At 40.4% G+C, this 15,271-nt stretch carries 11 protein-coding genes; 6 read left to right on the top strand and 5 right to left on the bottom strand.

The annotated features are described in order from the left end of the window. Window positions 1-106 precede the first annotated feature (106 nt). The 3 genes from FTT71_RS03490 to yccS all read right to left on the bottom strand — a co-directional run bounded on the left by FTT71_RS03490 (window position 107) and on the right by yccS (window position 5,763). Window positions 107-2,725: a sulfite reductase flavoprotein subunit alpha gene (locus FTT71_RS03490; RefSeq protein WP_180159113.1), complete on the bottom strand. Its 2,619-nt coding sequence runs from the start codon at window positions 2,723-2,725 to the stop codon at window positions 107-109. A 155-nt stretch (window positions 2,726-2,880) separates the two neighbouring features. Next, complete coding sequence (locus tag FTT71_RS03485) at window positions 2,881-3,441, bottom strand: YcxB family protein (protein ID WP_004977388.1); 561 nt, start codon at window positions 3,439-3,441, stop codon at window positions 2,881-2,883. A gap of 147 nt (window positions 3,442-3,588) precedes the next feature. Continuing rightward, window positions 3,589-5,763 carry a YccS family putative transporter gene (gene yccS, locus FTT71_RS03480; RefSeq protein ID WP_180005964.1) on the bottom strand — a complete coding sequence of 725 codons (2,175 nt, stop codon included), beginning with the start codon at window positions 5,761-5,763 and terminating at the stop codon, window positions 3,589-3,591. A gap of 251 nt (window positions 5,764-6,014) precedes the next feature. On the opposite strand from yccS, the gene FTT71_RS03475 reads away from it, so the two are divergent. From FTT71_RS03475 to gltS, 3 genes are all read left to right on the top strand, one after another. Then, on the top strand, window positions 6,015-7,199 hold the full coding sequence (locus tag FTT71_RS03475; protein WP_180064487.1) for a multidrug effflux MFS transporter: 1,185 nt from the start codon (window positions 6,015-6,017) through the stop codon (window positions 7,197-7,199). A gap of 399 nt (window positions 7,200-7,598) precedes the next feature. Then, the gene (locus tag FTT71_RS03470; RefSeq protein WP_179989698.1) at window positions 7,599-8,900 is read left to right on the top strand and encodes a DcaP family trimeric outer membrane transporter; all 1,302 of its coding nucleotides are present in this window, start codon (window positions 7,599-7,601) and stop codon (window positions 8,898-8,900) included. A 613-nt stretch (window positions 8,901-9,513) separates the two neighbouring features. Next, window positions 9,514-10,755 carry a sodium/glutamate symporter gene (gene gltS / locus FTT71_RS03465; protein WP_180060497.1) on the top strand — a complete coding sequence of 414 codons (1,242 nt, stop codon included), beginning with the start codon at window positions 9,514-9,516 and terminating at the stop codon, window positions 10,753-10,755. 91 nt (window positions 10,756-10,846) lie between these two features. On the opposite strand, the gene chrA is transcribed toward gltS, so the two are convergent. Beyond that, window positions 10,847-12,073 carry a chromate efflux transporter gene (gene chrA / locus FTT71_RS03460; RefSeq protein ID WP_180160704.1) on the bottom strand — a complete coding sequence of 409 codons (1,227 nt, stop codon included), beginning with the start codon at window positions 12,071-12,073 and terminating at the stop codon, window positions 10,847-10,849. Between the two features lie 270 nt (window positions 12,074-12,343). Here chrA and FTT71_RS03455 point away from each other — a divergent pair, with 270 nt between their 5' ends. From FTT71_RS03455 to FTT71_RS03445, 3 genes are all read left to right on the top strand, one after another. Beyond that, window positions 12,344-13,318, top strand: coding sequence for a patatin-like phospholipase family protein (locus FTT71_RS03455; protein ID WP_162164697.1), 975 nt, complete (start codon window positions 12,344-12,346; stop codon window positions 13,316-13,318). 355 nt (window positions 13,319-13,673) lie between these two features. After that, window positions 13,674-13,844 (top strand): hypothetical protein, encoded by a 171-nt coding sequence (locus FTT71_RS03450; protein WP_165492551.1) that lies wholly within the window; start codon window positions 13,674-13,676, stop codon window positions 13,842-13,844. 357 nt (window positions 13,845-14,201) lie between these two features. Then, window positions 14,202-14,723, top strand: a complete 522-nt coding sequence (locus tag FTT71_RS03445; RefSeq protein WP_019837477.1) for an acyl-CoA thioesterase — start codon at window positions 14,202-14,204, stop codon at window positions 14,721-14,723. Between the two features lie 185 nt (window positions 14,724-14,908). On the opposite strand, the gene FTT71_RS03440 is transcribed toward FTT71_RS03445, so the two are convergent. Next, a complete protein-coding gene (locus tag FTT71_RS03440; protein WP_096901473.1) occupies window positions 14,909-15,121 on the bottom strand; it encodes a hypothetical protein in 213 nt (70 codons plus the stop codon). Window positions 15,122-15,271 lie beyond the last annotated feature (150 nt).

Here is a 15,271-nt window from a genome sequence, read left to right as displayed (position 1 = left end):
TCAACTGAATTATGTTTCGGCTGAGGCTATGGATAAAACTTGGGTGAATTGCCAAGTTTTAGCTATAGAGCTACAGCGCAAGCCATTTAAAAAGTGTCAACAAATCCTAATACACATCTCGGCGATAACGTCCTTGCTGACGTAATTGTTCCAGTTGAGTCTCACCCAAAATATCTTTTAAGGCTTGGTCGACATCACTGGCCATGCCTTGAATGCTACCGCAGACATAAATCACGGCATTTTGTTCAATCCAGCGTTTTAATTCTTCAGCCTGTTCGCGTAACTTATGGTGTACATAGACTTTTTCGGCTTGATCACGGGAAAAGGCCAAATCAAGGCGTTGTAGCATACCTGTGCTTTGCCAAGCCTCGATGGTGTGCTGATAAAAGTAATCGTGCGCTTGCTGACGTTCACCAAAAAACAACCAGTTTTGGGTGTAATTCAGGCGGGTACGTGCATGCAATAAGCTCATTAATCCTGCAAGCCCTGTACCGTTGCCAATACAAATAATTGGGCGGTCATCATCAATTAAATGGAAAGATGGATTATTGCGAATGCGTAATGCGATATTTTGCCCAAGTGCAGCATGTGCAGTTAACCAACCTGAACCTAAGCCAAGCTCGCCTTGAGCATCGAATTTTTGACGCACCACAAGTCTTAAAACCTGTTGTGAAGGAATACTGGCAATTGAATATTCACGACTAGGCAAGGGTGAAAGTTGTGCCAATAATTCATCCGCAGTTTTAAATGTCTGAATTGGCGCGGTGAGGTCTTTATCTGCCAAAGCCTGTACTAAGGTTTGCTGACCATCAGCAAGAATTGTATTGGCATCGAGTTGATGCTGTTTTAAAAAGGCGTGAATCCGTGCAGTGCTGTTTTCAGGCTGAATTTCTGCAATATCACCTGCAGACCAATGCACATCATGTTGTGCTAACAGTTCAATATTGAAGGCGGGTGCGCCTAAACTGTTGGGATTTAGCAAGTCACGTTGCTGTAAGGTCCATGTATCAAAAGTTTTTTCGATATGCATACTTGGTAAGTCAAGTTGTGTGACCTGTACCAAAGCCTGATTCCAACGCTGTATGTCTGCAGGATTGGCATTATTTACTTCAATGGTATTGAACAAGGCATGTGCTTGATTACGTTGCAGCCATGCAGCAATCGTATGTCCAAAACGGCAGTAATGATCTGCATATTCACGTGAACCTAAAGCCAGTACTGCATAACGCAAATGACTCAGGTCACAGGTTTGCGGTAGGATTTTTTTCACAAAACTTGAGGTCAAATCGGGTGCATCACCTGTGCCATAAGTGCTAGCAATACATAACAGTTGGGTGGTGTTTTTAAGATCTTCAAGGCTGAGATGTTGCAGGGCTTTGACTGTGACAGGCTGATGTGCTTCTTGCAGACTAGTAGCGGTGCGCCATGCCAATTGTTCGGCAGTACCTGTTTGGCTGGCATAGACAATGAGCCAGTGTGCAGCATTTGGGTCGATCTGAAATTGAGTCTGGTTTTGACGTGCAGCAAGAGTCAAACGCTTTTGTTTACGACGTTTTAAATACAGCATCCAACCTGTGACGAAAAACAGCGGCATCATCAATGCAGAAAGCATGGCTAAAAATTGATAAACAGGCCCAAAGAAACTACCGCGATGCACAGGCAGCATACTGCTCATGATTTTTTCATTAAGCCGTTTGTCTGCATATAATTCAAGTTGAGTAATACGTGCTTGTTGATAATCAAAAGTTGCGTTATTGCGGGCACGTTCATGTTGTGGAATGACATCGACAAAGTTAATTTCAATTTCACTATTGGCGTGTTTAGGCACATTAAAAGTGATACTGGAATAATCCTGCCCCAATTGCTGCGGGAAATGTTGCCATGCCTTCGTCAATGCCAGATTGATTTGTGCCTGATCCAGCGTATTCTGCTTGGCTGGTTTTGTAGTGTTTGCGCGGCGTCCTGCAGTTTGTGTTTGCGCAGCCTGATGAAGTGCTTGAGCATTTGAATTTACAGGTTTGTTGCGTCCATCTGCTTGCAATTGCGCTTGTGGTCTTTCCACACCCATGACTTTAAACATGCCATTGCGCCACCACTCATACGACCAATACAGTCCTGTGCATGCCAAAACTAGATAGAAAATCACGACCCACGTGCCCACTACGGCATGTAAGTCCCAAATAAAATTACGACCTTTGAGTTGTGGTTTAATCGCAAACCATTGTTTAAATGAATGGCGTTTCGGCCAGCGTAGGTAAATGCCACTTAACACAAAGAACAACAACATGAGGGTACATGCGGCTGTAATTTGTTTACCAATAGGCCCTACGGTTAAGTTGCGGTGTAATTGCTGAATAAACTGGAAAAATTCACGTCCCCGAATTTCAGGCAACACTGCTGCCGAGTAAGGATTAATCAGGATATTTTGTCCACGTTTTGCACCTTCTTTCGCAATATTGATGGTTGAAGATGCAGCTGGGTCTTTTGCAACGGTGATGCTATTAATTTTATAGTCAGGTTGGGTACGCTGAAAATGTTGATAAATTTCTGCAGGGCTGAGTTTGGCTTTCTGCTCAACTTGTACCTGATAACTGTTCGGATTCATCCATTTTAGAATTTCTTGTTCGTAGGAATAAATCGCACCTGTCACGCCCATGAGTGACAAGATCAGTCCTGCAGTAATACCAAGGAACCAGTGAATTTGGAAAAAGGCTTTCTTCAGCATAAGCGTTGGTTGTTGAGTATGAATTGTGATGCAGAATAATGCAGAGATGAAGTTAATGCAAATGCTATTTATTCTCATTATCGTTCATTGTTTTAATTTTAAGCAAAAAAAACCTCCATCACAGGGGATAGAGGTTTATTTTTAAATAGGGATATTTAGATTTGCTTGGCTTCGCCTGCAGCTTCAGTCAAATGCTTGCGAATGGTGTTGAACGAAAAGTTCTTGCTGTCCATACGCTTAGGCAGAATATAAGCACCTTGCTGACCTTTTACTTTGAAGTTCATCAAGATAAACTCAGGGGTATTGTACCATTCATACACATCTTTCCAGCCAATTGCACCCACGCCTTCTTGAGCGCCCATTTGCTGACGCATCACGATACCGTGCGGCTGTACGCCTAAACGAATCCCTTTAATTTCTTGAACAGGAAATTCATTCATTTTTCGCTTAACGTACCATTCCAAGCCGTATTTACGCACGAGCAGGTAGAGCACCACACAGACAATGGCAACCCAGCAGAAAATTGTCGAATAATTTTTTAATAGCAGAATGCCTAAAATGGAAAGGGCAACAATCACACCCATAATAATCCATGCTTTCATGCCAATTTTATTGGTACTGCGCCAAATTACCAGTTGTGCGTGACGTTGTTCTTCTTCAGAAACTTCGTAGATCACAGGCTGTAGGGTATAGGCGTATAAACTTTTCGCGGTCATAGTGAAACTAACAAATTTAAAACTATAAAAAGTTTAGCATTAATTGCTGTCATGCAGTGAGTATATTGTCGCAAAATCATGCTAAGGTCGGTGAATACTTGTGCAGCTTAGGGCGAATAAGTAGGCACTGACCGTTTGCAGGATTGTTTATAAAGACGCCAGTTCAGTTGCATCTTGATCATGTTCGTGGCTTAAACTTTGTTTTAAGCGACTTAATTGCTGCAAGATACTCATCATCAAAGATAATTGCTGCAAAATAATCAATGATTTTTGATCTTCTTCTTTGTTTTGGCTTAAACGCTGACGAATGGTTTGCAGCATGTTTTGTGCGCTTAAATCTGGCGTTTCATCTTTCAGTAAAGCACCTTGAATATCGTCCATTGCTTGATCGAGCAGTTGCAAGACTTCCTGATCGTCAATTTTGTCACGATGTGCACCAAGTGCAGCAATATAGCTAATAAAGGTGTGATTTAGACACAAGAACTCAAAGGCTTGAGCTTTTTGATTGGGGTCAAAATCAGGTTCGGTGGCGAGTGTTGAAATCAGTGAAGCAACTTCTGCATCGGTATTATGAGCAGCACGGCGCACGACACGATAATTCAAACCGTTGTTGCGTCCATTTTTATATTGTTCAATCACTTCTGCCAAATAGCCACATTGCGCGGTGAGTGAGCGGCGAATCGTGCGTGATAGACGGCGGAATTTCCAATCGGGGAAGATAAAACTCACGCCAAACCATGCTAGCGCACAACCAATTAAGGTATCGACCATACGTGGTACGGCTGCAGCATAGCCTAAACCCTCTAGGTTAAAGTTCATCAGCGCCAAAATGGTCATAAAGGCAGTGGCTTGTGCATATTGTTTACTGCGCAATTCAAAGAACAACATGCCACTAATCACTAAAACCAGTAATTGTCCTTCTACAGATGGTACAAAATATAAAATGGTGTAGCCGACTACAATCCCTGCCAACGTCCCAATAATACGCAAACGTAAACGTCGTTTGGTGGTGTTAAAGTTGGGCTGCATCACAAACAGGGCGGTCAGTAAAATCCAGTAGCCATATTGAATATTGGTGACTTGCACAAAAATATAGCCAATCAACAGCACAATCGACAAACGAATGGCGTGGCGGAACAAGACCGATTCTGGGGTTAAATGCTGCTTGATCCGAATGACAATATCATCCCAACTTTTTAAGTCGTCATCTTTCAGTTGTTGTTCAATATGTTTTGATTTATCCAGTTTAATATTGCGTTCGGTTTCAAGGTTACGCAATTGAGCATCAATAGATTTCAGGTTTTGGTATAGGGCAAACAATGCATTAATCCAGACTTGGTCATATTGCTGTTCACTGCGCAGTTTTTCTAAAGACTGTTTAAGATTTTCAAAAGCATGTTTAAAACGCTTGTTATGCACATAAGGTTTACGGTGCAAAATGCTTTCGCTTAAATCTTTACAGGCTTTGCCCTGAATCGACAAAATGCGTTGGAAGCGAAATAAAATATCGCTGTGCTGAAATATTTTCGCCAGTTTTTGATAATCAATATGTGCAGAGTCGGCACGTTCGTGAATGTCTTGTGCGACAAAGTAATACTGTAAGCTACGTCGGGTATCTTTTTGCCCGCGGTCACCTTTTAAACGGGTCAGTAAAGCGGTTTTTAAGTCGTTAAAAATCGCAATTAATTTGCCATTTTCAAGTGATAAATCAATGATACTTTGTTGATAACTCGGTGCAGTCATATCCACATCAAATAGATTTGATTTGGCAAATAAAAAATCACCCAAAGAAGAATAACTGAGTGAAAGTTTGTCTTGTAAGGCACGAACAGGGAACAGTAAAAAGCTGATGGTCGAAATTAAGCCGTACCAAATTGCGCCCGAAACCAAAAGCAGCGGCTGCATGTACCAGTCATCAAATAGGTTGACGCCAAGCATGGAATAGACCGATACTACCAAACAGCCATAAGAAATGGTGGCATAACGTCGTCCGAGCGAACCGAGCAAAATTAAGACAATACACGACAGGATTAAGCCTGTAGCAAATAAAATAGGATGCGGAAATAAAAACTGAATTGATGTGGCGGTAACAAAGAAACCAATATAAGTATAGAGCTGATTGACAATACGCACCGAAAAACGGTCATCAATATCACTCAAACCTGCGGCAAGCACACCTAAAGTTAAAGGAATAGTGGCAAGCTGCATCCCCATAAAATAGGGAACAAAAGCAGTTCCCGCAAATGCAATGAGCATGCGGATGTTATACATAAATGTGGTGTTATAGGTCGCTTGTTTGAGCTTTATCAGCCAAGGTTTCAACATCATTCCTTTAAGTAAACTTTTCTGTCTAAACAGAGATTTATGCTGCAAGATGAAGGTTTGCGTACATTGTAACTGTAGATGAGATGTTTGGAGTACCTAATATGTGAAAATTCATCTTTGATCACAACAAATCATACTATGGAGTGTGTAAGCTTGTCTGTACATCTGTCATTTCATCATAAAATATGAGCATATCGAAAACGCTGCCAAGTTCAAGCAGTACGCCACCATCTGCGCAACAACCCAACATGCGGCAATATTCGACTGCGTGGATTTTATTGTTGGCGTTATTGACTTCGCTTGGGCCTTTATCGATTGATATGTATTTGCCTGCCTTGCCCGTTATGGCAAGCGAGTTTGGCGTATCGACCCAAATGGTCGCAAACAGTTTGCCTGCCTACTTTTTAGGTTTGGCTTTGGGGCAACTGATTTATGGGCCGCTGAGTGATCGGATTGGGCGTAAGCCGCCTTTATATTTTGGCTTAGCACTGTTTTCACTCGCCAGTATGTTGTGCGTGTTTGCACAAAATGAATGGGGACTGATTGCTGCACGTATTTTGCAGGCTTTGGGTGGCTGTGTAGGTGTGGTAATTGCACGAGCAGCTATTCGTGATCGCTTAGATTTGCAAACATCCGCTCAAGCTTTTTCGAGCATGATGATTGTGATGACCATTGCGCCCATTATCGCGCCTACGCTGGGGGCATGGGTACTTAGATGGATGAATTGGCAAGCTATTTTTGTGGTGCTGACCTGTGTTGGAATTATTTGCTGTTTATGTGTGCACTTCTTTTTTAAAGAAACTTTGGCCAAAGAACGCCGTTTAAATTTGAATTTTCAGCAAGTCCTGACCTTATATTTCGCAATTTTAAAAGATCGTGATTTTCGTTTTCCAATGTTAGCAGGCTGCCTGACAGGTGGGGCATTGTTTTGTTATATCAGCGGTTCAAGTGCAGTCATGATGGATCAATATGGCTTGAGTGAAACAGCTTTTGCTTATGTGTTTGGTGCCAATGCGATTGGTATTATGCTGTTTTCGACCCTGAATAAAAAAATCAGTGGCAAATTGGGTGTGTTACAACGCTTAAAATTGGGCAGCATGATTCAACTGAGTGGTGCGGTCATTCTACTGCTTGCAGGTAGTTTGGGGTATGCACCTTTGGCATTGGTGATGGTCGGTTTATTTCTTGCCGTGTCTGGGATTGGTTTTACAGGCCCGAATGCCATGGCACTGGCAATGGCAAAACAAGGCGCACGTGCAGGAACAGCCAGTGCGGTCATGGGTAGTGTGCAATTCTTTTGTGGCTTGATTGGTGGGGTGTTACTCAATTTTTTAACAGGCAGTGCTTTGCTGAATATGGCTGTATTAATGCTGCTATTTATTGGGTCTGGAATGTTCGCCGTTTTTCATATTTTACAACCGCAACCAGACTGAGTTGAGGTCAATACTTTTTCAAATGGTGATTTTTTCGTAAAAATCTGGCTTTTAGGCAGAACCGAAATATATACAATAGTCTAATGGTGGTGTAAATACTTGAATAATCAACCTATTTAAAGTATTGAATTTTATATGGTTTAATTGTTTAAATCTGTAATTATGATTAATTATGATTTCTTATTCGGGAAAACTGATTTTAATAAACGTCATAACTTGATAGATTGAAGCCTGTAATAAATGACACAAATTGTAATATTTTAAATATTTGGGTGTCTTGGACTATTTGGCAAAAGTGTTTTGATTTTTAAGCCATTTTTATAATTCGATGTGAAATCGATAGATGACGAACAAAATCATCATGCACGGATGCAGCGTTGTTTTATTTTGGAGAGATAAATGAGTCAATTACTCAACGGTCAATTTATGATCAAAGGTTTAGCTATTGCCGTTACAACTTTAATGGTAAGTACTGCACACGCAGCAAAAACTGAGCAACAACAAATTCAAGAACTTCGTCAAGAAGTTGAAGCGTTAAAATCGTTAATTCAGCAACAACAGCAAGTACAACAACAGCAGCAAACTCAAATTGCCCAAGTACAACAGGCGAAGCCTGCTGCACCTGCAAGTGCATTAAGCAGTTTAAAGTCTAAATCTGGTGCAGATGTTTCTATTTATGGTTTTGTACGTGGTGATGCAAACTATGTTATTAAAGGTGCGGATAATGACTTTAACTCAGTACATACAAGTAAAGAAGAAGCAAGTGACAAATTACGTGCTACAGCAAAAGTCACCCGCTTAGGTTTAGACTTTAATACACCTGTTGGTGATAATAAAGTAGGTGGTAAAGTTGAGGTTGACTTTGCAGGCGCTTCTGACAACTTACGTATCCGTCATGCTTATTTAACTTTAAACAACTGGTTATTCGGTCAAACTACATCGAACTTCTTGTCAAATCATGCACCAGAAATGATTGACTTTGCAACGAATATTGGTGGTGGTACAACACGTGTACCGCAAGTTCGTTACAACTACAAATTAGCCCCTGCAACACAATTATTTGTTTCTGCTGAAGAGGGGAATAGCTCTGCTCAGACCCTTAAATATGACAAAACTAAAGATGAAGACGTTGTTTCTAGTTCAGATGTAACTTACCGTGCACCAGTATTGACTGCAAAAGTGACTCAAGCTTATGCAGAGGGCAAAGGTTCAGCTTCTGCACGTGCATTGGTTGAACATTATAAAGCCGAATCTGGTGATGATAAGACTGGTTGGGGCGCAGCTGTAGGTACAAATTATCAAGTTGCAGAACCTTTAAAAGTATCTGCGGATGTCTCTTATGTTAAGGGCAACAGTAACTATTTATATGGTAGTAACTCTGCATTTTACGTAAATGCAGATAATGGTGATATTGAGCAGAATGAAGCATTTGGTGTGCAAGTGGGTGCAACCTATCAGTTCTCACCTCAACTACGTTCAACTTTAGCGTACGGTGCTTTATTTGCGGATGATGGTACAGACTATGCACGTTTAAATGTTGATGCTAACGAGAAAGTACAACAAGCGTGGATTAACTTTATCTATTCACCTGTAAAACCAGTCGATTTAGGTATTGAATATATCAACGGTGAGCGTGAAACTTTCAAAGGTCAAAAATTCAGTGATGACCGTGTAGGCTTTATGGCGCGCTATAGCTTCTAAGTCGCTACTTTTGAGCAAAATCCAAAACAGAGCTTAATTTTAAGCTCTGTTTTTTTATGTATAAAATTTATAGCATTAATTCAATAACTTAAATTTTATCCAGTTTAAAGGAATGTTGTAACTTTCTCTTATAGCTGAAAACAATCATTAAAAATTATAGAAAAAACGCAGAAAATAGCAGCTTTTTGTCAAAAAAAATGCATAATGATCGACCTTTAATCTTGCTGTTTTTTATCAAGTGGTTGATTATCTTTAACGTAAGGTATTTTCCACCTCAGATATTTTGGAGCTTATATGAGATTACCTCTCAGTGTTAAGCCGATTCAGTTGTTTGCACTCGAAGTCACCCCGAAAGTGAAATTGCTGTCTTTTGTCTTTCTTTTCTTTTGTTCTAGGCAAACGCAGATCATAACGCTTGAGTGAAACCAAAGGATGGGTTGGTTGAGCGAAATGCATACCTCTTAAACTTCGGTCAAATACGATACTGTTTACATACTTTGTATTGCGGCATTTTTTAGTTGATTTAGAGTCATAGTGATGCAAATGCTTTGGTTTGCATAGACAGTTCTTGATCATATTAAAAATAACCTGCAATCACTATATGGATATTGCCATGGAATTTACTTTTAATGCGTTTTATACGCTGATTGCTGCGGTCATCGTCCTGCTCTTAGGGCGACTTTTAGTCAATAAAATTGATTTTTTAAAACGCTATAATATTCCTGAACCTGTTGCAGGTGGTTTGGTTGCCGCTATTGTTTCATTGTTGGTGAATCAATTTTGGGGTTATAGCATTACCACCAGTAGCGCATTGCAAACTAGCTTTATGCTTATTTTCTTCGCCTCTATTGGTTTAAGCGCGAACTTCACAAAATTGCGTCAGGGCGGAATCGGTTTAATTATTTTCTTGATTGCAATTTCCACATTTATTGTGTTGCAAAACATTGTCGGCATTAGTCTTGCAACATTGTTAGGTATTGATCCACTAATTGGTTTAATTGCAGGATCGATTACTTTAACTGGCGGTCATGGTACAGCAGGTGCGTGGGGTGAAATTTTAGAAACCCAATATGGTATTCAAGGTGCTTTGGCACTGGGCATGGCAAGTGCGACCTTTGGTTTAATTATTGGTGGTTTAATTGGTGGTCCACTGGCTAAAACTTTAATCAATCGTCATCAATTGGCTGTACCACGTACCGACGAACAAATTGAAAAACGCGATAATACGCCTGCGGATCAAGATTCCAATGAGTTTATTCCATTTGAATATCCGCATCAGGTGCGTTTAATCACAGCAGATAATGCAATTACTACTTTGGGTTTATTTGCAGCGTGTTTGGCATTTGCCGAATTTATGACAGGCGTTGCCAAAGGCAGCATGTTTGAATTGCCAACTTTCGTTTGGGCATTGGCGGGCGGTGTGATTCTGCGCAATGTCTTGGAAAGTGTTTTTAAAGTCAATATTTTTGACCGTGCGATTGATGTGTTTGGGAATGCATCTTTATCGTTATATTTGGCGATGGCGTTATTGTCACTCAAATTATGGCAATTGGCCGATTTGGCAGGGCCGTTGATGGTGATTTTAGGGGCGCAAACGCTCACAATGGCGTTATATGCAGCTTTTGTGACCTTCCGTATTATGGGGAAAAACTACGATGCAGCCGTGCTGGCAGCAGGACACTGTGGTTTTGGCATGGGGGCGACGCCAACAGCAGTCGCCAATATGCAGGCCATTACCAATATGTATGGTCCATCTTATAAAGCGTTCTTGATTGTGCCGCTGTGTGGTGCATTCTTTGTCGATTTAATTAACGTTGCGGTGATTCAATCTATTCTAAAATTCTTTGGTGGCTAAGCTCCAAAGCATTCAGGCTTGATTCAGTCATCCACAAAAAATGCTAGTTCAATTGAACTGGCATTTTTATTTGATCGATAGCATTTTTATTTTAAGCCATGAAATGCAAGAATGCTGTATAGACCAGGAAACTACCAATTAAACTGAGCCAAACAGGTAGTTTGGATTTTAATAATCCAATCACCAAAACAATAAACAGCAGATCAGCAATACTCAAAATATGACGCTGTGCCATTTCGAGCACCATATACAGCAGCAAACCGACTACAGCTGCATTAATACCTGTTACCGCATGACGGATATAGGCTTGCTGCATTAACCAAGACCAATAAGGCAAGGTCGCAAATACCAAAAAGAAAGACGGCAGAAAAATCGCCAACGTGGCTAAAGTCGCATTCAGCAGCATAGATTCTGTCATTGGAATCAAACTGCCCAAATATGTTGCAAAGCTGAACAGTGGGCCAGGCACCAATTGCGCCATGGCATAACCCAAATCGAACTGTTCTGCACTGACTAAGCCTGTGCTAACAAAATCTTGATGCAATAAAGGCAAAATGACATGCCCACCGCCAAAGACCAAAGATGCGGCTTGATAGAAACTTAAATTGGCTGCATAGAGTAATTGAGGTTGCAGCCAGTTTAGACCTGACAGCACAATAAAGGGTGCAACAAAAAGTACTGCCCAAAATACAGCATAACGACGATGTTTGAGTAAATGTGCCGCAGTAAAATGCGTATCTGTCGCCGTTGTATTGGTGGATGATTGTGCAGCAGTTGGTGCTGCGCGTTTCGCCATCCAAATGCCAAAACAAGCTGCAATCAGAATCACTAAAACTTGATTGAAGCTCAAGGGCATCAGATAAATAAATAGGGCAGAAGCAAACATTAAGGCATATTGCCAAACCGTTTTACAAAAACTACGCAACATTTGCCAAAATGCCCAAGCCACCACGGCCAATACGATCAGTTGAATACTGTGAAAGCTATTTGAAGACAGGACATCTAAATATTGATGTCCCAAAACTGCAACCAAAGCCATAAACAACGCTGAAGGTAGGGTGAAACCCAACCAAGCTAGGACTGCACCCCAATAGCCTTTTTGCAAATAACCAATCGCTAACCCCACCTGACTACTAGTTGGGCCAGGTAAGAGTTGTGCAAGTGCGACAATTTGTGAATACTGGGATTCATCTAGCCATTTGAGTTGTTGCACAAAACGCTGATGGAAAAACACCAAATGCGCTGCAGGCCCACCAAAAGACAGACAGCCTAATTGCAGAAAAATCCAGAATAATAAGGAATAAGAAGGTGTTGGCATATAATTTTAGACAGATTCGACTTGTGCGCCACTGTAGTCGCTAGACGTGACAGTTTAACGAATTACTACAAGGATCGGTTAAAATAATAGATAGACTATGGGCGCTCATGCAAGGTAAAAACAGAGAGCATAACTGTTGACGTTAAGAGGGTTGCTGTATCAAGTAGGCTGATCAACCTTGACACGATTGATGGTGAAATATCGACTGAAACCTATGGATTCAAGAAGGTCATTATGAAAATTGGGTATGTATCTCTTACAGCATTACTGATGGTGGGATGTCAGGTGGTGCCATCGCAGCAGCAATTTTCGACTCAAACTTTGCGTGAGTCGCAGCCCGTGGTTGAAGCAGAGTCGCGCCTGAATCAAATTGATTTTCGTCAGTTAAAACAACAAAAAAAACGTCCAGTTGTCGCCTTGGTTTTGGGCAGTGGTGGCGCACGTGGTTATGCACATATTGGGGTGATTGAAGTACTTGAGCAGTACGGTATTCATCCTGATTTTATTGTGGGCAGCAGCGCAGGCAGCATTGTCGGTTCAATTTATGCCAGTGGTAAAAATGCACAGCAATTACGTGAAATTGCCATGAATATGAAAGCCAATGATGTGCGGGATGTGACTTTAGATTTAAAAGGCTTTTTTGATGGTAAAAAAGTTGAAAATTATGTCAATGCACAAGTCGATCAACTCCGTTTGGAGCAATTTAAAATCCCGATGTACGTGGTGGCGACTGAATTAAAAGAAGGCAAAAAAGTTGTATTTAATTATGGCAATACGGGTCAAGCGGTGCGTGCGTCAGTGTCTATCCCAAGTATGTTTGTACCTACTAAAATTGCAGAACATGAATATGTCGATGGTGGTTTAGTGAGCCCTGTACCTGTCAAGGTTGCACGCGATTTAGGGGCAGATATTGTGATTGCCGTGAATATTTTGGCGCAGCCTATTCATACTGAAACCAGTAATGTGTGGGGATTGTTTAACCAAAATATTAATATTATGCAAAAGCATTTGGCCAATGAAGAATTGAAACTGGCAGATGTGGTCATTCAACCCGATTTACGTGAAAAAGCCCATATTTTTGATGTAAAAGGGCGCGAAGCGACTATGCTGGCAGGTGCAGAAGCAACCGCAGCGCAATTAAATAAAATTGATCAGGTCTATCAACAGCATCATTATGCGCATGGGCATAGAATTGTAGACTATAAAGTGAGTAATACTTTTGGGCTTTATGGACAGTTTAAATAGCTGTCCAGATCCTTCATTTAGGTCAATTCAATGAAATCAACAGATTTAACTTAAGTCTAATTAGGTGCTTGATAAAAATAACTTTAATGTTAGATTGCTTAGATTTATTCTTTGTAAGTATTTGATATTATAGTTTAAAAATAAAGATACCCTAAAGATATCTAAATACTGAGATGAGGTATTTAGACTTAAAATCAATTTTTTAGCGTGTTCTTTCGCACTGTTTCCATTTATTCTATGCAGCATTTACTGAATTAGTTTTTTAAGCAGTTTACCAATTGAACATGCTTCCAAGACAGCCTAACTTTTGTGCTTCAGGACTTTAAAACTTTATAAAAAATCGAGGGGATACTTCATGCACGGCTTTGAAATTGGACAGCAGGTGAAACTTGCTACTATGGAGCAAGTTATTTTTACAGTGACGATGATTAATCCAGATGGTTCTTATGTGATTGAAGCTGCACTGAGTACTGAACAAACTTTGACTTATAGCAATGTGTCGCAGGAAATGCTGCGCTTGGCTTAAATGTCGCAGCGAAGTTTGAAAATTTACGGGGAAATTGAACTTTTTTTGTGTAAATTCGCCGAAATTTGCTTGAATAATCCATTGAATAAAAGATTTTAGATTGTTTTTTGAACACTTGAATCAGGGGGATTCACGTAATATTCAATTTGAACAAATATTCTAAAAAATCAGAAATGGATTAAAAAATAACAGCTTGGGAGTCTTAGTCTTTAGTCTTATAATTTTAAATAAATGTTATCATAAACAATATAAATAATAATGATGCAGTTGTTGCCGAAATGAACATTCAAACTTTTATAAACGCGATATAATAATACGCTCATATCTTACTGTCTTTAAAAGAGTCTAGAGAACGCGATGTCACCATTAGATCAAATTGCCCCAGTGTTAGATGACCAGTCAGAATTAACCATGACCGTGTTAATGACACCCGACATGGCAAATTTCTCAGGGAATGTACATGGTGGAACAATTTTAAAACTATTAGACCAAGTGGCGTATGCATGTGCAAGCCGCTATTCGGGTAGTTATGTGGTGACTCTTTCGGTTGATAAAGTGAACTTTAAAGAGCCGATTCATGTGGGTGAATTGGTGACTTTCCTTGCTAGTGTGAACCATGTCGGTCGTACTTCAATGGAAATTGGGATTCGTGTAGAAGCACAAAATATCCAAAAGCGTACAGTGCGCCATACCAACAGCTGTTACTTCACTATGGTTGCAGTGGATGAAAATGGTAAACCAAAACAAATCCCTGCGTTGAAATTAGACAACGACTGGAAACGATGCCGCTTTGAAGCAGCGGAGCAACGCAAAGTTGCGCGTTTGCAAGAAAATCATCATCCATCTTGCAGTATTTATAAGAAAACTGAAAAAACCTAAGTTTTCATCAAATTTAGCTGAAAACCTGTTTGCAATTGTAGACAGGTTTTTTTGTGCCTATTTTTTAATTTTGTCCAAGGCAATATTGATTGGCTTTGTAGATAAACAAAAACTGAGTAAAGCGAGAGAGTGGCTTAAAACTCAGTTTTTGTATTCAATTTACATTTTAAAACGTATCGGTTTTTTTAAGGTTGTTGGGTCGATGCTGCTGGTGTTTCAGTGCTAGCTTCAGATGCAGGTTGTGCAGCAGCTTGTTCTGAAGCAGGTCCAGCCACAGTTTCCTGCGTTGAAACAACCACTTTTTCCTGTTCTGTTGCTGTCGATTCAGCCTTTGCAGCAAAAGTAGTTGCAGTGGCAAAAGCAAAAGTTGAAGCGAGTAAAATTTGTGTCAATTTCATGGTTTGGCATCCTTATTTAAAGTTTTTCATGAGTAGTAGGGAGTGCTCAGCACAAGCATTAAGTAAAAAAACTTATTGCGGCTAAAGTGTTCAAGTCAGTCATCACCTGATTTGAACGGGCTGAACAGGAACTCATGCTAAAGAGCCAAA

It is taken from the genome of Acinetobacter sp. YH01004 (genome assembly GCF_013420455.1).
GTDB lineage: Bacteria > Pseudomonadota > Gammaproteobacteria > Pseudomonadales > Moraxellaceae > Acinetobacter > Acinetobacter towneri.
Note: the sequence above shows the minus strand (reverse complement) of the source record. Positions and strands in the feature narration are given on the sequence as shown.